Source organism: Pseudoponticoccus marisrubri (genome assembly GCF_001482405.1).
Lineage (GTDB): Bacteria > Pseudomonadota > Alphaproteobacteria > Rhodobacterales > Rhodobacteraceae > Pseudoponticoccus > Pseudoponticoccus marisrubri.
Window position 1 is genome coordinate 189,594 of record NZ_LPXO01000001.1, and the last position, 21,040, is coordinate 210,633.

General features: G+C 69.8%; 15 protein-coding genes. 4 read left to right on the forward strand and 11 right to left on the reverse strand.

Annotated features, from left to right (window positions below; all coding sequences use genetic code 11):
* Positions 1-3 precede the first annotated feature (3 nt).
* Positions 4-1,203, reverse strand: a complete 1,200-nt coding sequence (locus AVJ23_RS00955; protein ID WP_058860277.1) for an aminotransferase class V-fold PLP-dependent enzyme — start codon at positions 1,201-1,203, stop codon at positions 4-6.
* Positions 1,204-1,374: 171 nt separating this feature from the next.
* Between AVJ23_RS00955 and AVJ23_RS00960 the strand changes: the two genes are divergently transcribed.
* The gene (locus tag AVJ23_RS00960) at positions 1,375-2,592 is read left to right on the forward strand and encodes an MFS transporter (RefSeq protein WP_058860278.1); all 1,218 of its coding nucleotides are present in this window, start codon (positions 1,375-1,377) and stop codon (positions 2,590-2,592) included.
* A gap of 9 nt (positions 2,593-2,601) precedes the next feature.
* Here AVJ23_RS00960 and AVJ23_RS00965 read toward each other — a convergent pair whose 3' ends face one another.
* From AVJ23_RS00965 to cysS, 3 genes are all read right to left on the reverse strand, one after another.
* Positions 2,602-3,384 (reverse strand): squalene/phytoene synthase family protein, encoded by a 783-nt coding sequence (locus AVJ23_RS00965; protein ID WP_058860279.1) that lies wholly within the window; start codon positions 3,382-3,384, stop codon positions 2,602-2,604.
* A 123-nt stretch (positions 3,385-3,507) separates the two neighbouring features.
* Complete coding sequence (gene cimA / locus AVJ23_RS00970; protein WP_058860280.1) at positions 3,508-5,124, reverse strand: citramalate synthase; 1,617 nt, start codon at positions 5,122-5,124, stop codon at positions 3,508-3,510.
* Positions 5,125-5,245: 121 nt separating this feature from the next.
* On the reverse strand, positions 5,246-6,637 hold the full coding sequence (cysS, locus tag AVJ23_RS00975) for a cysteine--tRNA ligase (protein ID WP_058860281.1): 1,392 nt from the start codon (positions 6,635-6,637) through the stop codon (positions 5,246-5,248).
* 221 nt (positions 6,638-6,858) lie between these two features.
* On the opposite strand from cysS, the gene AVJ23_RS00980 reads away from it, so the two are divergent.
* Entirely contained in the window at positions 6,859-7,203 is a 345-nt protein-coding gene (locus tag AVJ23_RS00980) for an MmcQ/YjbR family DNA-binding protein (RefSeq protein WP_058860282.1), read from the forward strand.
* A gap of 76 nt (positions 7,204-7,279) precedes the next feature.
* On the opposite strand, the gene AVJ23_RS00985 is transcribed toward AVJ23_RS00980, so the two are convergent.
* Complete coding sequence (locus AVJ23_RS00985; RefSeq protein ID WP_058860283.1) at positions 7,280-10,780, reverse strand: Rne/Rng family ribonuclease; 3,501 nt, start codon at positions 10,778-10,780, stop codon at positions 7,280-7,282.
* 561 nt (positions 10,781-11,341) lie between these two features.
* Positions 11,342-12,214: an NAD(P)-dependent oxidoreductase gene (locus AVJ23_RS00990; RefSeq protein WP_058860284.1), complete on the reverse strand. Its 873-nt coding sequence runs from the start codon at positions 12,212-12,214 to the stop codon at positions 11,342-11,344.
* A gap of 132 nt (positions 12,215-12,346) precedes the next feature.
* Between AVJ23_RS00990 and AVJ23_RS00995 the strand changes: the two genes are divergently transcribed.
* Together AVJ23_RS00995 and AVJ23_RS01000 are read left to right on the forward strand one after the other, a co-directional pair.
* Positions 12,347-14,809 (forward strand): penicillin acylase family protein, encoded by a 2,463-nt coding sequence (locus AVJ23_RS00995; RefSeq protein WP_058860285.1) that lies wholly within the window; start codon positions 12,347-12,349, stop codon positions 14,807-14,809.
* Positions 14,806-15,705, forward strand: coding sequence for a phosphotransferase (locus AVJ23_RS01000; RefSeq protein WP_157772594.1), 900 nt, complete (start codon positions 14,806-14,808; stop codon positions 15,703-15,705). Before AVJ23_RS00995 ends, AVJ23_RS01000 begins: the two co-directional genes overlap by 4 nt.
* Positions 15,706-15,722: 17 nt before the next feature.
* Here AVJ23_RS01000 and hflX read toward each other — a convergent pair whose 3' ends face one another.
* The 5 genes from hflX to AVJ23_RS01025 all read right to left on the reverse strand — a co-directional run bounded on the left by hflX (position 15,723) and on the right by AVJ23_RS01025 (position 21,032).
* Positions 15,723-17,000, reverse strand: coding sequence for a GTPase HflX (hflX, locus tag AVJ23_RS01005; protein ID WP_496197019.1), 1,278 nt, complete (start codon positions 16,998-17,000; stop codon positions 15,723-15,725).
* The gene (hfq, locus tag AVJ23_RS01010; RefSeq protein ID WP_058860288.1) at positions 16,997-17,236 is read right to left on the reverse strand and encodes an RNA chaperone Hfq; all 240 of its coding nucleotides are present in this window, start codon (positions 17,234-17,236) and stop codon (positions 16,997-16,999) included. Before hfq ends, hflX begins: the two co-directional genes overlap by 4 nt.
* 168 nt (positions 17,237-17,404) lie before the next feature.
* Positions 17,405-18,913: a TrkH family potassium uptake protein gene (locus tag AVJ23_RS01015; protein WP_058860289.1), complete on the reverse strand. Its 1,509-nt coding sequence runs from the start codon at positions 18,911-18,913 to the stop codon at positions 17,405-17,407.
* A 6-nt stretch (positions 18,914-18,919) separates the two neighbouring features.
* On the reverse strand, positions 18,920-20,296 hold the full coding sequence (trkA, locus tag AVJ23_RS01020) for a Trk system potassium transporter TrkA (RefSeq protein ID WP_058860290.1): 1,377 nt from the start codon (positions 20,294-20,296) through the stop codon (positions 18,920-18,922).
* Positions 20,297-20,426: 130 nt separating this feature from the next.
* The gene (locus AVJ23_RS01025) at positions 20,427-21,032 is read right to left on the reverse strand and encodes a hypothetical protein (protein ID WP_240484478.1); all 606 of its coding nucleotides are present in this window, start codon (positions 21,030-21,032) and stop codon (positions 20,427-20,429) included.
* Between the last annotated feature and the right edge of the window lie 8 nt (positions 21,033-21,040).

The following is a 21,040-nucleotide window of genomic DNA, read 5'->3' on the forward strand; positions in this document are numbered from 1 at the left end:
CGCTCAGAGCACCGCGTCCAGCGCCGCGATCAGCCGCGCGACTTCGTCTTCCGAGGTGTAATGCACGAAGGACAGCCGCAGCACCCCGCGCTCGGGATCGACGCCAAGCGCCTGCAGGGGCCGCACCGCGTAGAAATCGCCGCCGCCGGCCATGATGCCGTGATCGGCCAGCGCCGTCGCAGCCTCCAGCGCGGGCCGGGTCAGGGCCAGCGCCACGGTGGGCGCCCGGCTGGCGGCGTCGCGCGGGCCCAGCAGGCGCACGCCCGGCCGGTCGGCCACCGCGTCCAGCAGCGGCTGCAGCAGCCGCGTCTCATGCGCGCGCATCAGGTCATGCACGCAACCCGCACCGATCTCGTGATGCGCGGCCAGCGCCTCGACGTAATCGGCAATGCCGGCACAGGCAGCCACCTGCGCGTGGTCGGGTCCGGCCGGGGTGAAGCGCTTGTAAAGCGTGTCGCCGTTGAAGAAATGCCCCTGGTTGGGCAGCGCCTCGCCCAGGGCGCGGCGGATCACCATGATCCCCTGGTGCGGCCCGTAGGTCTTGTAGGCCGAGAACAGGTAGATATCGGCCCCCATCGCGCCCACCTCGGGAAAGCCGTGCGGCGCATAGCTGACCCCGTCGACGCAGACAAAGGCCCCGGCCGCATGGGCCCGCGCGGTGATCTCGACCACCGGGTTGATCTCGCCCACCACGTTCGAGCAATGCGGAAAGCAGACCAGCCGCACCTTCTCGTCCAGAAGCGGATCCAGCGCCGCCGGATCGAGGTGCCCGGTCTCGGGGTCGATCTTCCATTCGCGGATCTCGATCCCCTCCTCTTCCAGCCGCCGCCACGGCCCGGAATTGGCCTCGTGGTCCTGGTTGGTGACCACGATCGCCTCGCCCGGTGACAGGAACTGCCGGAAGGCCTGCGCCAGCACATAGGCGTTTTGGGTGGTCGAGGGGCCAAAGCTCACCTCGTCCGTCTCCACCCCCAGCAGGCCGGCCAGCCGCGCCCGCGCCTCGTCCATCTCGGCCCCGGCGCGCTCTGCCGCGCCGAAAGGACCGTAGGGCTGCACCTTGCGGTCATGGTAGAAGCGGGTCAGACGGTCGATCACCGGCGCGCAGGCATAGGATCCGCCCGCGTTCTCGAAATGCGCCTGCCCGGCCAGGCCCTCTTCGGCAAAGGCCGGAAACTGCCCGCGCACGAAATCGATATCCAGCATGTCCCTGCCCCTCTTGCTGTGATGCAGCCGCGAAAAGACAGTGCCGCGGCGCCGTCGTCAAGCGCCCGTCCGGCCCGTTCGGCAGAGCGGCGCCACCGCTCCCGCGGCCCGCGGGGCGGGCGGACATATTCACCCCTTGCGATACGGGCAGCCGCGACTTAAGCCACCTGCATGAGCACGACATCCACCCCCCGCGCCCGCCGCAACGTCATCGTCCTCGTCATGGCACAGGCCGTGCTGGGGGCGCAGATGCCGATGATCTTCACCATCGGCGGGCTGGCCGGGCAGTCGCTGGCCGCCAATGCCTGTTTCGCCACGCTGCCGATCTCGCTGATCGTGCTGGGCTCGATGCTGTCGGCCACGCCGGTCTCGGCCTTGATGCAGAAATACGGCCGCCGGGCGGGGTTCTTCGTGGGTGCGGGCGGCGGTGCCCTGGGTGGGCTGGTGGGGGCTTACGGGCTCTACCTCGCCTCCTTCCCGGTCTTCCTGCTGGGCTCCTTCCTGACCGGCATCTACATGTCCGCGCAGGGGTTCTACCGCTTCGCCGCCGCCGACACGGCCTCGGACGATTTCCGGCCCAAGGCGATCTCCTACGTGATGGCGGGCGGGCTGGCCTCGGCCATCATCGGCCCGCAGCTGGTCAAGCTGACGGCGGATGCCTACGTGATCCCCTTCCTCGGCACCTATGGCGCGGTGATCGCGATCAACCTGATCGGGTCGCTGATGTTTCTCTTCCTCGACATCCCAAAGCCGCCCGTGCCCGCGCAGGACGCGCCGCGCGGGCGCACCCGGCTGGAGCTGCTGGCCACGCCGCGCATCGCCGTGGCGGTGATCTGCGCCACCGTTTCCTACGCGCTGATGAACCTCGTGATGACCTCGACCCCGCTGGCCGTGGTCGGCTGCGGCTTCGAGACGGGCGACGCGGCCGACGTGGTTACCGCCCATGTGCTGGCCATGTTCGCGCCCTCCTTCTTCACCGGCCACCTGATCGCGCGCTTCGGGGTCGAGCGGATCATGGCGCTGGGGCTGCTGATCCTCGCCGGGGCGGGCGCCGTGGCGCTGTCCGGCGTCGCGCTCGAGCAGTTCTTTGTGGCACTGATCCTGCTGGGGCTTGGCTGGAATTTCGGCTTCATCGGCGCGACCACCATGCTGGCCGGCGCCCATGAGGCGCATGAGCGCGGCCGCATGCAGGGGCTGAACGACCTGATCGTCTTCGGCGGCGTGACCTTCGCCTCGCTGGCCTCGGGCGGGCTGATGAACTGCTCGGGCGGGTCGGCGGAACAGGGCTGGATGGCGGTCAACATCGCCATGGCGCCCTTCCTCGCGCTGGCGGGCGGCGCGCTGATCTGGCTGGCGCTGCGTCCCAAGGAACAGGACCAGGCGGTCTGAGCGGGCCCGCTACCAGCGGCCGGTGATCCCGACCCAGAGCCGGCGCAGCCTTGTGCGCGCCTCGGAGGGGGCCAGCGTGCCGTCGGCCACGTGGCGCGGATCCTGCACCGCGCGCGCCAGCACCGGGCGCGCCATCATCCCGGTCAGCAGCGCCGGACGGGCCTGCGCGGGCATGGCACCCACGTGCCGGCGCGCTTCTTCCAGCCGGTCCAGCCCGGCCTGCGCCAGGGCCTGCACCGCCTCCGGGCGACCATCGGCCAGTGGCACCTTGGCCAGCGCCTCCAGATCCGGGACCGCCTGCAGGTAGGCCGCCACACCGGATGCCGTGCCAAGGGCATGGGCCGTGCGCCCGTCGAGATCCCCCAGCGCACGGGCCGCGCCCGCCATCAGCACGCCCGCGGTCTCGGCCAGGTAGGCCAGCACCGCGTCATTGTCGTCGAAGGGCGCCTTCTCGATATCGGCGCGCCGCGCCACCACCACCCGGTCGAGCATCTGCGCGGTCTCGGCATCCAGCGCCTCGGAGAGCGGCGTGACCACCTCGTGCCGGCGCACCGTGCCGCCGCCGGCGATCTCTTCCAGTGCGTCGCGCCACCATTGCAGGCGCATCTCGGCGATCATCGGCTCGGCCGTGACCCAGGGCGCGCGGCTGACCTCGACATTGAAGGCGTAGATCGGGAAGAGCGCCAGGCGCGCGGCCACCGGCGCGGCCATCACCCCGGCAAACCGCTCGGGGTCGCCGCGTTCGACGATCTGCGCGCAGGCGTGAATGTCGGTTCCGGGGGCGATGCTCATGGGATGCGTGTCCTGACAAGGGTCGGTGTCGTGGCGCCGCGCGCGGCGGTTTTGCGCGATGTCATGGGCGTCAGCTAGGGCGGGCCCGGGCCGCCGACCAGCCGGCAGCCCGCATGCGCGCGATCAGCCTTCCCAGTCGCGCACCAGCTTCCAGCGCACCGCGTCCAGCAGCGCCTCGAAGGAGGCGTCGACGATATTGGCGCTGACGCCCACGGTGGCCCAGCGGCGGCCCTGCCCGTCTTCGCTGTCGATTGTCACGCGGGTGACCGCCTCTGTCCCGCCCTGGGTGATGCGCACCTTGAAGTCCACCAGCCGCATGTCGTCGATCACCGCCTGGTAGCGGCCCAGATCCTTGGCCAGCGCCTTGGACAGCGCGTTGACCGGGCCGCGATCATTGCCCTCGGCATCCATGCTCTCGCTGACCGAGAGCTTCTTGACGCCATCGACCTTGACCACGACCACCGCCTCGGAGAGCGAGACCATGCGGTTGTACTTGTTCTTGCGCCGCTCGACCGAGACCCGGTAGCGCTTGACCTCGAAGAACTCGGGCAGCCGGCCCAGCTCCTCGCGGGCGAGGATCTCGAACGAGGCCTGCGCCGTGTCGTAGGAATAGCCATCCGTCTCGCGCGCCTTCACCCGGTCGAGGATGCGCGCCAGCGCCGGATCGCCCTTCTCGACCTCCAGCCCCATCTCGGACAGGCGGCGGCGCAGGTTGGACTGGCCGGCCTGGTTCGACATGGGCACCACGCGGCGATTGCCCACCGCGCCGGGGTCGATATGCTCGTAGGTCGAGGGATCCTTGAGGATCGCGCTGGCATGCAGCCCGGCCTTGTGGGCAAAGGCCGAGGCGCCCACATAGGCCATCTGCCGCACCGGCACGCGGTTCAGGATGTCGTCGAGCATCCGGCTGATCCGCGTCAGGTCCTGCAGCGCGGCGCGGTCGATCCCGGTCTCGAACCGGTCGGCGTAATGCGGCTTGAGCAGCAATGTCGGGATGAGCGAGGTCAGGCTGGCATTGCCGCAGCGCTCGCCCAGCCCGTTCAGCGTGCCCTGGATCTGGCGCGCCCCGGCATCCACCGCCGCGAGGCTGCCCGCCACCGCGTTCTCGGTGTCGTTATGAGTGTGGATCCCCAGATGATCGCCGGGCACCGCCTGCGCGATCACCTCCTGCACGATCTGACCGATCTCATGCGGCAGGGTCCCGCCATTCGTATCGCAGAGCACGATCCAGCGCGCCCCGGCCTCCAGCGCCGCGCGCAGGCAGTCCAGCGCATAGGCGGGGTCGGACTTGTAGCCGTCGAAGAAATGCTCGGCATCGAAGAGCGGCTCACGCCCCAGCGCGGCCAGATGCGCCACCGAGGCGCGGATGCTCTCGAGGTTCTCCTCGAGCGAGACCCCCAGCGCCCGGGTGACATGGTAGTCATGCGTCTTGCCCACGATGCAGACCGCCGGCGTGCCCGCATTGGCCACCGCCGCCAGCACGTCGTCATTCTCGGCCGAACGCCCGGCGCGCTTGGTCATGCCGAAGGCGGTCATGGTGGCGCGGGTGCGAGGCACCTCCTCGAAGAAGGCGCTGTCGGTCGGGTTCGCGCCGGGCCAGCCGCCTTCGATATAGTCGAGCCCCAGCGCATCCAGCGCCGCCGCGATGCGGATCTTCTCGGCGGTGGAGAATTGCACGCCCTGGGTCTGCTGCCCGTCACGCAGCGTGGTGTCATACAGGTAAAGGCGGTCGCGGGTCATGCGGTCAGGTCCTTTCGGCCGGTCCGGGCGCGGCAGGTGTCTCGGGCGTCACGATCGGGCGCCGGGCCAAATTCCATGCATGGAATTTGCAAATTTCCAGAGGGAAATTTGGGCGCGCCTCTCACGACGCATCTTCCATCAGGCGGGCCGGGTCGAAGCCGGCCCCGGGCAGAAGCTCCACGCCCTGCTTGGACATGCGCACCTCCAGCCCGGCGGCCAGGAAGCGGGCCTTGAGCCGGTCGACCTCGGAGAAATCCTTGCTCTGCATGGCGCTGTCCCGCGCCGCGGCCAGCGCCTGCGCAAAGGGGGCCAGGTCGATGCCGACCTCGGCCCAGGCGCCCAGCGCCGCCTCCAGCAGCCCCATCAGCCCGGCCCCGGCCTTCAGCCCCGCGGCGTCGCCCTCGGTGGCCAGCCGGTGCAGCGCGGCCAGCGCGCCGGCCGTGTTCAGGTCATCGGCCAGCGCCGCAACCACACTCTCGGGCACCGGCCCCGGCGTGACGCCCGCGGTCAGGGCGCGCCATTTGCGCAGGGTCGCCTCGGCCTCGCGCGCCTTCTCGGCGGTCCAGTCCATCGGCTTGCGGTAATGGGTCGAGAGCATGACGAAGCGGATCACCTCGCCGGGGATGCCCTGGTCCAGCAGGTCGCGCACCGTGAAGAAGTTGCCCAGCGACTTGGACATCTTCTTGCCTTCGACCTGCAGCATCTCGTTATGCATCCAGACCCGGGCAAAGCCGCCCTCGGGATGGGCGCAGCAGCTTTGCGCGACCTCGTTCTCGTGGTGGGGGAACATCAGGTCGTTGCCGCCGCCATGGATGTCGAAGCTGTCGCCCAGCAGCGCATGCGCCATGGCCGAGCACTCGATATGCCAGCCGGGCCGCCCCCGGCCCCAGGGGCTGTCCCAGCCCGGCAGCTCCTCCGAGGAGGGTTTCCACAGCACGAAATCCATCGGGTTGCGCTTGTAGGGCGCCACCTCGACCCGCGCACCGGCGATCATGTCCTCGACCGAGCGGCCGGAAAGCGCGCCGTACCCCGCAAAGGAGTCGACCGAGAAGAGCACATGCCCCTCGGCGGCGTAGGCATGGCCGCGCGCCACCAGATCCGCGATCATCGCGATCATCTCGCCGATATAGGCGGTGGCGCGGGGTTCGTGATCGGGGCGCAGCGCACCCAGCGCGTCCATGTCCTGATGATACCAGTCGATCGTCTCGTCCGAGCGGGCGCGCACCAGTTCCTCCAGCGTGCCCTCGGCGCCATCCGCCTTGCGCTGCAGGGCGGTGGCGTTGATCTTGTCATCCACGTCGGTGAAATTGCGTACATAGGTGACGTGGTCCGCGCCGTAGACATGGCGCAGCAGCCGGTAGAGCGTGTCGAAGACCAGCACCGGCCGGGCATTGCCCAGATGCGCCCGGTCATAGACCGTCGGGCCGCACACATACATCCGCACGTTTCGGTCATCGAGCGGGGTGAACCGCTCCTTGCGGCGGGTGCGCGTATTGGTGAGGAAGATGTCCATGGCCCATCCTTCGCGGGGTTCGCGGCGGGCTTAGCAACTTCGTCGCAGAGAGGGAATAGAAGACCGGCCCGCCAGAAGATTCAGCGGGTAATGCAGCAGGTGATGCGTGCGACGGTCGTCATGCGGCTTGCCTAGCAGAGTTCCGACGGCAGGCCAAGCGGCTTGGGCGGGCGCTGCGAATTTCATTTGCCCCGCGGCTCCGGGGGCGGCACTCTGGGGTCATGGGCCGCGCAACCGTGAACGAGATCTGCAAGGCGCTGCCCGGGGCGGAATGGTCCGATCCCTGGGGCGGCGGGCATGACGCGTGGAAGGTCGGCGGCAAGATGTTCGCCTGTATCGGCGCGGCGGGCGACGGTGTCTCGGTCAAGACACCCTCGATCGAGGATGCGCAGCTGCTGATCGAGATGCAGCGCGCGGTCAAGGCGCCCTATTTCCACCGCTCCTGGGTGCGGGTGGACTGGGATGCCGTGCCCGCGGACGAGCTGCGCGACCGGATCGAGGGCTCGTACCGGATCATCTTTGCAGGGTTGACGAAAAAGCTGCAGCGGCAGATCGCGGGCAGCTAGCGTTCAATCCTCACCGCGTGAGCGAATGAAAAAAGGCGGGCCCGGGGCCCGCCTTTCGATCTGAATGCCTGTCGGCTCAGCGGCCGAGCGACCACCAGCCGCGGCGCTTGGGCTGGCTGGGCGTCTCTTCCGCCGGCTCGGCCGTCTCCGCGTCCGCCTCGGCCGGGCTGTCCTTTGCGACGGGGGCGGTCTCGGTCGCGGGGTCCTCTGCGGCCTCGGGCGCGGGGTCGGCCACCGGCTGGGCCTCGGGCTCCGCCTCCGTCACCGTCTCCGGTGCCGATTGGACCTCTGCCGCTTGCGGGGCCGGCTCGGGCTCCTGTGCGGGCGTCTCGACCGGCTCAACGGCGGCGCTCTCCCCGATCGCCATCGGCTCCGGCGCTTCCGCGCTCTCGGCCGGGGCTGCCGGCTCGGGCGCCTCAGAAGGTTCGGGCGTGCTGTCCGCAGGCGCGTCGGGCTCGGCGGGGGTCACTTCGCCCACGACCTCGGCGATGACATCGGCGGCCTTGCGGCGCACCCGCTTGGGTCGGGCCGGCTCCTCGCCCTCGGCGAGCGCGGGTTGCGCGGCCTCTTCGGCCGGGGCCGGGTCGGGCGCCTGCACGGTCTCGGCCGCGGGCGCGGCCTGCTCGGCCACCGGTTCGGGCGTCGGGATCTCGTCGCCCTTGGCCCCCTCTTCCGCGGTCTCGGTCGCGTCGGATTTCTTGCGCGAGCGCGAGCGGCGCGTCCGGGTCTTGCGCGGCTTCTCCTCGCCCGTCTCGTCCGGGCTGTCCTCGGCGGTCGACGCGGGCTCGGAGGTCTCGGCGGGCGCGGTCTCGGCGCCGTCCTTCGCACCCTCTGGGCGCGCCTCATATGCCGTGGCGGGCTGCTGGCCGTTGCCGTTCTCGGACTCCTCGCCCTCCTTCGACTTGGACTTGCGGCGACGCCGGCGGCGGCGCTTCTTGGGCTTGCCCTCGTCGCCGGTCTCCTCGGATTTCTCGGGAGCGGGTGCGGGCGCGGCTTCGGCCTCTTCCGGCTCGGGCGTCTCGGCCTGGGCCTCGGCCTCGGCGGCCTGCGAGGCATCCTCGTCGATCTGGTCCATGATCGAGGTGTCCACCGACACGACCGGCGCGGTCGCCTCGGGCACGCTGCGCGTGGCGGTCTTGAACTTCTCCATGGCGAAATCGGGCGCGACCAGGTGCGGGTCGCCCTCGATGCGCACGGCCATGCCGTAACGCGCCTCGATCTGGGCCACGTGTTCGCGCTTCTGGTTCATCAGGTAGTTGGCGATGCCCACCGGACATTTCACCAGCACCTCGCGCGAGCGGCGACGCACGCCCTCTTCCTCGATCTGGCGCAGGATCTGCAGCGCCATGTTGTCATCCGAGCGGATCAGCCCGGTGCCGTGGCAGGCCGGGCAAGGCTGGGTCGTGGCCTCGATCATGCCGGGGCGCAGGCGCTGGCGGCTCATCTCCAGCAGGCCGAAGCCCGAGATGCGGCCCACCTGGATGCGCGCGCGGTCGGTCTTGAGCTTTTCCTTCAGGCGCTTCTCGACCGCGGTGTTGTTCTTGCGCTCGTCCATGTCGATGAAATCGATCACGATCAGGCCGGCCAGGTCGCGCAGGCGCAGCTGGCGGGCCACCTCCTCGGCGGCCTCGAGATTGGTCTTGAGCGCGGTCTCCTCGATCGAGCCCTCTTTCGTGGCCCGGCCCGAGTTCACGTCGATCGCCACCAGCGCCTCGGTCACGCCGATCACGATATAGCCGCCGGATTTCAGCTGCACGGTCGGGTTGAACATGCCGCCCAGGTAGCTTTCCACCTGGTAGCGCGCGAAGAGCGGCATCTGCTCGGCGTAATGCTTCACGTTCTTGGCGTGGGACGGCATGATCATCTTCATGAAGTCCTTGGCCACGCGGTAGCCGCGCTCACCCTCGACCAGAACCTCGTCGATCTCGCGCGAATAGAGGTCGCGGATCGAGCGCTTGATCAGGTCGCCCTCCTCGTAGATCTTGGCCGGCGCGATGGATTTCAGCGTCAGCTCGCGGATCTGCTCCCACAGGCGCTGCAGGTACTCATAGTCGCGCTTGATCTCGGTCTTGGTGCGCTTGGCACCGGCAGTGCGGATGATCAGCCCCGCGCCCTTGGGCACGTCGATGCCCTGTGCGATCTCCTTGAGCTTGGAGCGGTCGGCGGCATTGGTGATCTTGCGGCTGATCCCGCCGCCGCGCGCGGTGTTGGGCATCAGCACGCAGTAGCGCCCGGCGAGGCTGAGATAGGTGGTCAGCGCGGCGCCCTTGTTGCCGCGCTCTTCCTTGACGACCTGCACCAGCATGATCTGGCGGACCTTGATGACCTCCTGGATCTTGTAGCGGCGCGGGCGCGGCTTGCGGACCGGGCGGATGTCCTCCTCGGTGTCGTCATCGGCCACGGATTCGATCGAGGTGTCGCGCGCGGCGGCATCGGCGCCGTCGGCGTCACCCTCGTCGTCCTCGTCCTCGTCGCGGGCGCTGTCCTTCTTCGACGCGCCCTTGTCCCGCCGGCTGCGCGAGCGTGACGGCTTGGGGGTCTCGTCGCTGTCCGGTGCGCTGTCGGCGCTCTCGGGCCCGGCCTCGGGCGTGGCGTCCTCGGAGGTCACGACCGCCGCGTCATCCTTGGAGGATTCCGCGATCGGGCGCGGCTTGGGCGCGTCCTCGCTGTCCTCGTCGGGGGCGGCGTCCGTGTCGGTGCTCTCGGAGGTGTCCCCAGCGGTCTCTGCCGGTGCATCGTCCTGCTGTCCCGCGGGCGCCTCTTCTGTCTGGGCCTCGGCCGGCGTAGCCTCCGCGACGGGTGCGCTGTCCGCGGCCGGCGCCTCGGGCACAGCGATCTCCGGCGCCGCAGCCGGGGTTTCGGATGCCGTGGCCTCGGGCGCGGGTTGCGTTTCTGCCACTTCCGTAGTGGCCACGCTCTCCGACGCCGCATCACCCGTCGCAGCCAGAGTATCCGGCGCCGCTACGGGCGTCTCGGGCGCGGCCGGGGCCTGCGCCTCGGCCGGGGCCTGCGCCTCGGCACCCGGGGTCTCGGCGGGCGTCGTCGCGGCCTCGCCGGTCTCGGGCTCGGCCACAGGTGCCTCGCGCACGGTCTCCATCGGGGACAAGCCCTCGCCCGGGGCGCCGGCCTCGCTGTCCTCGCCGAGATCGATCATCTCCATGCCGCTGGGTTCGCGCGGCGTGTCGGGCTTGGCCTGTGCCTCGGGCTTGTCGCCGGCGGGCTTGGATTTGGAGCGGCGCGAGCGGGTGCGCTTGGGCTTTTCCTTCTCGTCCTCCTCCTCGGCGGCGGCCAGGGCCGCCTCTTCCTCCATCAGCGCCTTCCGGTCGGCGATCGGGATCTGGTAGTAATCCGGGTGGATTTCCGAGAAGGCGAGGAAGCCGTGGCGATTGCCGCCGTAATCGACGAAGGCCGCCTGCAGCGAGGGCTCGACCCGGGTGACCTTGGCTAGGTAGATGTTGCCGGCGAGCTGCCGCTTGTTTTCCGATTCAAAGTCGAACTCCTCGACCTTGTTTCCGTCCACCACCACGACGCGGGTCTCTTCCGCGTGGGTGGCGTCGATGAGCATTTTCTTTGCCATGTTATCCGTCTGCACGTGAAGCGCGCCCCCGGTCCGGGCGGACGGGAGGCGGCATAGACGTGTCTTGTCTGGGCGAACTGCGGCGTGCGAGGACGGCGGGCGCATCTGCGTCCTGCCCCGTGCCTCGTCTGTGTCGCGCGCGTCATCGCGGTTCTTCTCCGACGCTCTCGCGGGTCAAGCCCCGCTGGCGCCCGTTGGGAAAGCCCGTCGCACTGCGGCGGTCCGGGCCCGGTTCATCGGCCTTGCGGCCCTATCGGTCTGGCCACGCCTGCCATGGCAGGGCAGCGGCCAGCGAAACTCTTGGCCATGCGCCGCGCGCAATGGCCTGAAAGCCACATTACAGCCAGAGGTGCAGCAAAGACAATGGGCAATCGTGTCCGGCCGCCCCGACATCGGGGCCCTGCCCGCCGGCCGGGCCGCGGCAAGGCGGTTCGAACCGCCTTGGCCAAGCGCGTTGCAACGCGCTTTCACGCCGCTTGCAAGCGGCGTCCGCCCGGTCCTGCCGCCGGGCATGGGCGCGGGAAGCCGCTTCGAAGCGGCTTCGGCGCGTCGCTCATCGGGTCAGCCGATGGCGTTCAACCGTGCGATCAGCGACGAGGTGTCCCAACGCCCGCCGCCCATCTTCTGGACCTCCTTGTAGAACTGGTCGACCAGCGCGGTCACCGGCAGCGCGGCCTGCACCTCGTCGGCGGTCTTCAGGCAGATGCCCAGGTCCTTGCGCATCCAGTCCACTGCGAAGCCGTGGTCGAACTTGCCGTCCAGCATGGTCTCGAACCGGTTCACCATCTGCCAGGACCCGGCCGCGCCGCCGCCGATCACCTCGACCACCTCGCGCCCGTCGAGCCCGGCTTTCTGCGCGAAATGCAGCCCTTCGGACAGGCCCTGCACCAGCCCCGCGATGCAGATCTGGTTGACCATCTTGGTCAGCTGCCCCGCACCGCTGCCGCCCAGCCGCTTGCACAGCTTGGCATAGGCGTCGATCACCGGCGCGGCCGCGTCGTATTGCGCCGCGTCGCCGCCGCACATCACCACCAGCTGACCGTTCTCGGCGCCCGCCTGACCGCCCGAGACCGGCGCGTCGACAAAGCCCAGGCCCTGCCCCTTTGCCGCCTCATACAGCTCGGCCGTCACCTGCGCCGAGACCGTGGTGTGATCGACGAAGATCGCCCCCTCGCGCATACCGCCGAAGGCACCGTCTTCGCCCGTGCAGACCGCGCGCAGGTCGTCGTCATTGCCGACGCAAGCCATCACGAAATCCTGCCCCTCGGCCGCCGCGCGCGGCGTCTCGGCCCGTGCGCCGCCATGCTCGGCCACCCAGGCCTCGGCCTTGGCGGCGGTGCGGTTGTAGACCGTCACGTCGTGCCCGGCCTTTGCCAGGTGACCCGCCATCGGATAGCCCATCACGCCCAGGCCCAGAAATGCAACTTTCGCCATGTCGTCCCTTTCCCTGTGGTTCCGTCCGCCTTTCGCGGATCCGCCGATCCCGGGCCGCGGCTCTTGGCAAGCCCGGTCGGGCAAGTTAAGCCCGCCTGGATCCTTCAGTAACGCAAGGCGGGGGCAAGGGAAATGGCGCGCGTGTTCCGGTGGCTTCTGCGCCTAGCAACCGCTTTCGTCGTGCTGGCCGTGCTGGCCGTGGCCACCGTCTACTACCTCGCCTCACGCTCGCTGCCTTCCTATGACAAGACGCTGCCGGTCGCGGGCACCACCGCCGATATCGAGATCGTGCGCGACAACTCGGCCATCCCGCATATCCTTGCCCTGTCGGACCGCGACGCGTTTTTCGGGCTGGGCTATGCCCATGCGCAGGACCGGCTGTGGCAGATGATGCTGCTGCGCCGCACCGCGCAGGGCCGCCTGTCCGAGATGTTCGGCCGCGCCACGGTCGAGACCGACACGCTTCTGCGCCGGCTCGATCTCTACACGCTGGCGGTGCAGTCGGTCGAGCATCAGGACGCCCGCACGCTGGACGCGCTTGAGGCTTATGCCGCCGGCGTCAACGCGCGCATCTCCGAGATCAACGCCCGTAGCCTCGGCCGCGGGGCGCCGGAATATTTCCTCTTCGACGCGGCCATCGCGCCGTGGCAGCCGGCCGACAGCATCGCGCTGATCAAGGTGATGGCGCTGCAGCTGGCCGGCCATCTCGAGGAGGAGGTGCTGCGCGCGCGCACCTCGCTGGCGCTGGACGATGCCGCGCGGCTGGCCGACATCCTGCCCGACAGCCCCGGCACCGGCGTCGCCGCCCTGCCCGACTACGCCGCGCTGGCCCCCGGTGTCCTGCCGCGCCATGCCAGCGCGCAATCCCCGCGCCCGCCGCTCTTCCCGGTGCCAGCACGCGGGCTGGCCGGCGCATCCAATGTCTGGGCGGCGGCACCAGACCGCTCGGCCGGGCGCGGCACGCTTCTGGCCAACGACCCGCATCTGGGCTTCTCGGCGCCGTCGATCTGGTATCTCGCCCGGATGGAGCTGCAATCGGGTGGCGTGATCGGCGGCACGATCCCGGGCATCCCCACCGTGTTGGTCGGCCGGACCGAGGCGCTGGCCTGGGGGCTGACCTCCAGCTATCTCGACGACCAGGACCTGTTCCTCGAAGAGCTCAACCCCGACGACCCCGAGGAGTACCGCACGCCGGACGGGTTCAAGCGGTTCCGCACGCGCAAGACGATCATCGAGATCAAGGACCACGCGCCGATCACCATCACCCTGCGCTGGACCGAGAACGGCCCCGTCCTGCCCGGCTCGCAGTTCAACCTTGGCGACATCACCCCGCAGGGCCATGTCATGTCGCTGGCCTGGACCGCGCTCTCGCCCGAGGACACCTCGGCCAGCGCCGCGATCGCGCTGATGATGTCGGGCTCGGTCGAGGAGGCGCTGGAGGTCTCGCGCGGGTTCATGGCGCCGTCGCAGAACCTGACGCTGATCGATGACGACACGGTGGCGATGAAGCTGATCGGCACCATGCCGCGCCGCGACCCCGCCCATCAGAGCCGCGGACGCCTGCCCAGCCCCGGCTGGATCGCCACCAACCGCTGGCAGGGCGCGCTGCCCTATACCTCGAACCCCGAATTCCTGGCCCCCGTGGGTGGCATCGTGGGCAATACCAACAACAAGGTGATCGACCGGCCCTTTCCCAACCATGTCAGCTATCACTGGGGCGACAGCCAGCGCGTGCAGCGCTGGCGCGGGCTGATGCAGGGGCGCAAGGTGCATACCCGGGACAGCTTTGTCGAGGCACAGCTGGACACGGTCTCGCCCGTGGCGCGCACCCTGTTGCCGCTGATCGGCGCCGACCTGTGGTATACCGAGGAAACCCTGCCCGAGGGCACGCCGGAACGCCGCCGCCAGCGCGCGCTGGCGCTGCTGGCCGAGTGGAACGGCGCGATGAACGAGCACCTGCCCGAGCCGCTGATCTATGCCGCCTGGCTGCGCGCCCTGCAGGACCGGCTGATCCGCGACGACCTCGGGCCCCTGGCCGATGCCTATACCCATGTGCAGCCGCTCTTCATCGAGCGGGTCTTTCGCAACGTGGACGGCGCCTCGATCTGGTGCGACGTGCGCCGCTCGGCCCCGCGCGAGACCTGCACCGACATCGCCCGGCTGGCGCTGGATGACGCGCTGATCTGGATCGAGGAAACTCATGGCAGCGCGCTGGAAAGCCTGCGCTGGGGCGATGCTCATGCTGTCACCCACAAGCACGAGGTGCTGGGGGACGTGCCGCTGCTGCGCTATTTCGTGAACATCCGCCAGACCACCTCGGGCGGGGATCACACGCTGATGCGCGGCGTGACCTCGGGGCGCGACCCCGATCCCTTCGCCAATGTGCACGGCGCGGGCTATCGCGGGGTCTATGATTTCGCCGATCCCGACAGCTCGGTCTTCATCAATGCCACCGGCCAATCGGGGCATTTCCTGTCGCGCCATTACGACGACCTTGGCCAGCTCTGGCGGCGCGGCGAATACGTGCCCATGTCGCTGGATATCGACCTGGCGCGCGCCGCCTCGGTGGGCATCACACGGCTCGTGAAACCGTGAGGCGCGCCGCCGCGCAGGCGCGCGCGGCCGCGGCGCTGGCTGCGCGGGGTCAGCCTGCCCCGGTGCCCATGGGCCCGGAGGGCGCGCGGCAGGCGCACCTGTTCCGGGCCGAGCGGCCGGAGGGGCCGCTTGTCGTCAAGACCTGGGCGCCCGAGGCGGCCGAACGCGCCCGCGCGCAGGCCCGCCGGCAGTCCGAGCTCGCCCCGGCGCTGCAGGACGGCCCCTGCCGCGTGCCCGCGGTGCATTTCTTCGACGAGGACCATCTTGCGCTGGCCATGCAGGCCGTGCCGGGCCACGACCTGGCCACGCTCTGGCAGGACCGGGGCGATCCAAGGCTGGCCCGGGCGGCGGGACACTGGCTGCGCGCCTTGCACGGGCTGAGCCTGCGCGAGACGCGCTTCGACCCGAAAGGTCAGGTCAACTGGCTGGACCGGCTGGTGGCCGCGGGCGAGGCCGGCAACCGCGCCATCCCCGACCTGCCGGGCTTCACCCGGGCCGCCCGCGCGGTGCAGGCCCGCATGGTGGCGGCCGCGGGGCGCTCCGCCACCCGCGCCATAACGCATCGCGACATGACGCTGTCGAACCTGATGCTAGATGCCAGCGGTACGGTCTGGGGGCTGGATGTCGAGAACCGACGCGAGGACGAACCGCTGCGCGATCTCTTCACCCTTGCGCTGGACCTTGCGACGCTGGGTCCCGGAGACGCTGGGCCCGGCCGCGCCGCGCTGATCGCGGGCTATGGCGACGCACAGACCCATCCGCTCGTGCGGCTGGCACTGCAGGGGGGCTTTGCGCTCTGGGTCTGGGCCAACACACCGGCGCGCCCGTCCCGGCGCCAGATCCGGAGGCTTGCCTTTGCCGAGCGCGTGCTGGCGGACGATGCACCACTGATCTGAGACCCGGCCGCGCCCGGTCAGTCCATCGACGCGAAGCGGGCGCGGTCGCGCGCCGACCAGTTCAGCTGCAGGCGAAAGCCGTCCTCGCCCTGCTGCTCGCCCTCGACAAGGCCGCGCTCGAACAGCCAGGCGCGCTTGCGCCCTTCATCATAGCCCAGCACCAGTTCCTCGCGCCGCCGTTCCTCGCCCAAGGCGCGGGTCACGGCCTGCAGCATCTCGTCCAGCCCCTGCCCGGTCAGGGCCGAGACGACAAAGACGCCGTCCTCGCGCGTGGCGCGCAGGCGCAGCGCCTCGGCCTCGTCCGCGTCGAGCAGGTCGATCTTGTTCCACAGCTCGATCTGGGCGGTCTCCTCGGCCACGCCGAGGCTTTCGAGGATGGCGCGCACATCGGCGGCCTGCTCATCCGTCTCGGGATGAGAGATGTCGCGCACATGCACCACCACGTCGGCGGCCAGCACCTCTTCCAGCGTGGCGCGGAAGGCCGCGACCAGCTCGGTCGGCAGGTCCGAGATGAAGCCCACCGTGTCCGACAGGATCACGTCCGCCCCGGTGGGCAGCGTCACCTTGCGCATGGTCGGGTCCAGCGTGGCAAAGAGCATGTCCTTGGCCATCACCTCGGCCCCGGTCAGCCGGTTGAACAGGGTGGACTTGCCGGCATTGGTATAGCCCACCAGCGCGACGATCGGGTACGGCACCTTGGCGCGCGCCTTGCGGTGCAGGTCACGCGTGCGCACCACCTTGTCCAGCTGCCGGCGCAGGCGCACCAGCTGCTCGTCGATGGCGCGGCGGTCCGCCTCGATCTGCGTCTCGCCCGGGCCGCCGACGAATCCCAGCCCGCCGCGCTGGCGTTCCAGGTGGGTCCAGGCGCGCACCAGCCGGGTGCGCTGGTAGGACAGGTGCGCCATCTCGACCTGCAGCACGCCCTCGCGCGTGGCGGCGCGGTCCGAGAAGATCTCGAGGATCAGCCCGGTCCGGTCGAGCAGCTTGACCTTCCATTCCTTTTCCAGGTTGCGCTGCTGCACGGGGGTCACCGGGCCGTCGACCAGCACCAGCTCGACCTCGGCGGCCTTCAGCCGCTCGGCCAGCTCGGCGATCTTGCCCGAGCCGAACAGCATGCCGGGCTGGGGCCGCGGCAGGGGCACGACCTCGTGGCCGACCACTTCGAGGTCGGGCAGCGCATGGGCCAGCGACACGGCCTCGTCCAGCGCCATGGGCGCGTCCCGGCGGTCCGGGTCGCTCTTGATGTCGGGATGCAGGACCCAGGCGCGGGTCACATGCGGGGCGTGTTCCTTCAAGAGTCCCCTTCGCCGTCATACAGGTTGATCGGCTGGCTTGGCATGATGGTCGAGATCGCGTGCTTGTAGACCAGCTGGGACTGGCCGTCGCGGCGCAGCAGGACGCAGAAATTGTCGAACCACGTGATCACGCCCTGCAGCTTGACGCCGTTGATCAGGAACACGGTCACGGGCACCTTGGTCTTGCGAACGTGATTGAGAAATGCGTCCTGAAGGTTCTGTCTGTCCGAAGCCATCTGAAATTGCCTTTTTTCTTGCGATGCCCGGTACGGCGGGCGGCCCTCGTTCCGCCGGAGTATGTCGCGCGCGCGGCGGAGTTTCCAGCCGAAAAATAATGCGTTTCCCGGCAAGCGCGCGGCTTGGCATTCCGGCAACACGCGCCCGTTCGCCGCAGGGCGGCGGGCTCAGTCGCGCCAGATGTCGGGCGTGAACATGACGATCACCGCCAGCAGTTCCAGCCGGCCCAGCACCATGGCCCCGCAAAGCAGCAGCTTGGCCGGCCAGGCCATGCCCATCAGGTCGATCGGGACGGCCGGCGCCACCTCGATCAGCGGGCCCGTGTTGGACAGCGCCGCGATGGTCAGCACGGTGGCCGGTTCGAATCCCTGCCCCGTCAGGCCCAGCAGAACGGTCAGCGCCGCGATGGTGATCGCGAAGAGCATGAAGAACACCCAGGCGATGAAGGCGCCCTCGCGCCGGATGCGCCGCCCCGCCGCGCCGACCCGCCCCACAGAGGAGGGATGGATCAGCCGCTCGATCTCGCGCTTGCCGTTGAGGTAGAGCGCGAAGACCCTAAGCAGCTTGACCCCGCCCGCGGTGGTGGCCACGCCGCCGCCCACCAGCGCCAGCCCCATCAGGATCAGACCCGGCGTCGACAGGCCCGACCAGCCCTGCGCCGTGGCCCAGTCCGCGCTGAGAAAGCCTGTCGTGGACAGGTAGGACAGCGCCGTGAAGAGCCCGCCCCAGAGCGCGCGCAGCCCGGCCTGCCAGTTCTGCTCGTCGCCCACGTCGAAGGCGGCCGACCAGTGGCGCAGGAAGAGCAGCACCGGCACCACGGCGACGATGGCAAGGCCCAGCCGGAACTCGGGGTCGTGCAAGAGCCCACGCTCCATCCGCGTGTCGCTGGAGAAGGTCAGTCGCGACAGGGCGAAGACGAGGAAGCAGAACAGGATCATCTCGCCCGCCATGCCGCTGGGCGCGGCCTCGAGCCCGCCCACCGGCGAGATCCCCGAGGTCGACATGGCGGCCATGGCATGGCTGAGCGCCACCAGCGGCGGATCGCCCGCCACCAGCAGCATCACCGTCAGCGCGGCGGTAAGCCCGGTATAGACGGGAAAGAGCGCCTCGACGCTGCGCCAGAGCCGCTGTCCGGGATCCGAGACCGCGCTGCGCGCCGCGCCCTGCAGATCGGCCTGTCCGGGCTCGCCGCTGGCGGTCACCTCGAACCCGCCCAGTGCCAGCGGTGCCATGATCGCCGCCGCGGCCACCCACATCAGCAGCCCGCCCATCCAGCCGACCTGCGCCCGCCACAGGTGCTCGGGCGCCGACAGCCGGCCCGGCTCGAACAGGGTGGCGCCCGTGGTGGTCAGGGCCGAGACCATCTCGAAATAGGCGCTGGTGAAGCTGGTGTTGCGCACCGCCTCGTGGAACGGCACGGCCAGGAAGACCGGCAGGAAGACGAAGACCGCGGCCAGCCCGACCAGCTGGCGCAGCGCGTGGCGGTTGTGCTCGCGATTGGCCAGCGCCATGCCGACCAGCGCGGTCAGGATGCCGCCGAGCAGCCCGGCATAGAAGAAGCTGCGCGCGTCGTGATATTCGCCCAGCACCCGGGCATAGACCGCCGGCACGATCATCGAGACCGAGGCGAGGCCCAGCACGATCAGGACGAAGGGGAGCGCGCGAATCGCCGCCATCGGGGATCAGAAGAAATCGATCGAGACCTGCAGCAGGCGCTCGACCTCGGGCACGTCCTTGCTGAGGGCGAACATCACGATCAGGTCGCCCTCCTCGATCTTGGTGCTGCCGGTGGGGCGCACCACCTTGTCGCCCTTCTTCAGCGCGCCGACCAGCACGCCTTCGGGGAAGTCGATCTCGCGGATGCGCGCGCCCGAGATCGGCGAGGTGGACAGCACCTCGGCCTCGATCACCTCGGCCTCGGCATCGCCGATGGAATAGACCGCACGCACCCGCCCGTGGCGGATGTGGCGCAGGATCGAGCTGACCGTGGTGGCGCGCGGGTTGATATAGGCGTCGATCCCCAGCGGCTCCATCAGCGGCACCAGCGTGGGGTCGTTGATCAACGCGATCACCATGGGACAGCCCTTTGCCTTGGCGCGCACCGCGACCAGCATGTTGGTCTTGTCGTCATCGGTCACGCAGAGCGCGGCATCGGCGCGCTCGACACCGGCCTCGGACAGCAGCGCGGCATCCAGCCCGTCGCCATGCAGCACGATGGTGCGCTCCAGCTCCTCGGCGGCGCGCTCGGCGCTCTTGCGCGAGCGTTCGATGACCTTGGCGCGGACGCGCTCCTCCTGGCCCTCCAGCGCGCTGGCCACGGCCAGCCCGACATTGCCGCCGCCCACGATGACCACGCGCTCCTGCTTGCGGACCTGCTTGCCGAAGATCTCGAGCGTGCGGCGGATGTCGTCGCGATGCACCATCACATAGGCCGAATCTCCGTCGAAGAGCTGGTCGCCCGGCTCGGGCGAGAAGAGCGTGCCCTCGCGGCGCACCCCCACAACCACCGCGCGCAGGGTGGAGAACAGGTCCGACAGCTGGCGCAGCGGCGTGTTCACGATCGGGCAGTCGGGATCCACCGACAGGCCCATCAGCTGCGCGTCGCCGTTGAAGAAGATCTCGGTGTCGAAGGCGGCGGGCGCGGCCAGGCGCTGCAGCGCGGCCTCGGCCACCTCCTTCTCGGGGCTGATCACCACATCGATGGGCATGTGATCGCGCCGGTAGAGATCGGAATAGATCGCCGTCAGGTAGGATTGCGCGCGCAGCCGCGCGACCTTGCGCGGCACGGAAAAGACCGAATGCGCGACCTGGCAGGTGACCATGTTCACCTCGTCCGAATAGGTCGCGGCGATCACCATGTCGGCATCGCGCGCACCGGCCTTGTCCAGCACGTCCGGGTAGGAGGCAAAGCCGGCAATGCCCTGCACGTCCAGCGTATCGGTGGCACGCCGCACCAGATCGGGATTGTTGTCCACCACCGTGACGTCGTTGCGCTCGCCCGACAGGTGCCGCGCGATCTGCCAGCCGACCTGGCCCGCCCCGCAAATGATGACCTTCATGGCCTGCCCTCACACCGCCTGACGCCCGGCATGGCACGGCGCCGCGCCGTGGTCAACGTCCGGGGAACAGGGGCGGGTCCGGACCGGGGCGCCCCGCCCCGCCCGGGGCCATCCGGCCCGGGATGCGCGCTCACTGCGCGGCGGTCTCGGCGCGGGCGCGGGCCTTCCAGTCGCGCTTCCAGGCAAAGACCTGCTGGCGGGGCTCCCAGACATAGCGGGGATCCTCGGTCACGCCCACGAAGTAGAGCCGGCCCAGCCCCTGCCGCCACGGGTCCAGCACGATGCCGGTCTCCATCGGCGCGCCCTTCGCGGTCAGGATCAGCGTGGAATGCTCCAGCCGGATGTTGCGCGAATTGGCGATGGCACGGTGCAGGTCGAAGGTGCGGAAGCGCTCGGCCCGCATGGCGCGTTCGAGGTCGTCGGCCCAGTCCTTGCACAGCCCGCGCGGGCGCTGGCCGTTATTGACCTTCATGTTGTGCAGCAGCGGCGGGTCGGTCACGTTCCACTCGCGCGCCCAGACCAGCGGCTCCATCACCGCGATGCGGGCGGCGCGGCGTGCCTCGGCCGGGTCCACGCCGGGGCCGAGATCCATCAGCGCCTGTGTCAGCGCCATGACCTTGGCCTCCTCGGTGTTCTGGGTGGCGGTGAAGGCGCGCGCCTCGCCATTGGCCAGCTTGTCCTCGGGCATGCCGCAGCCGGCCAGCAGGCCCAACCCCAGGCATAGTGCCCAAACCATCCGCAGGA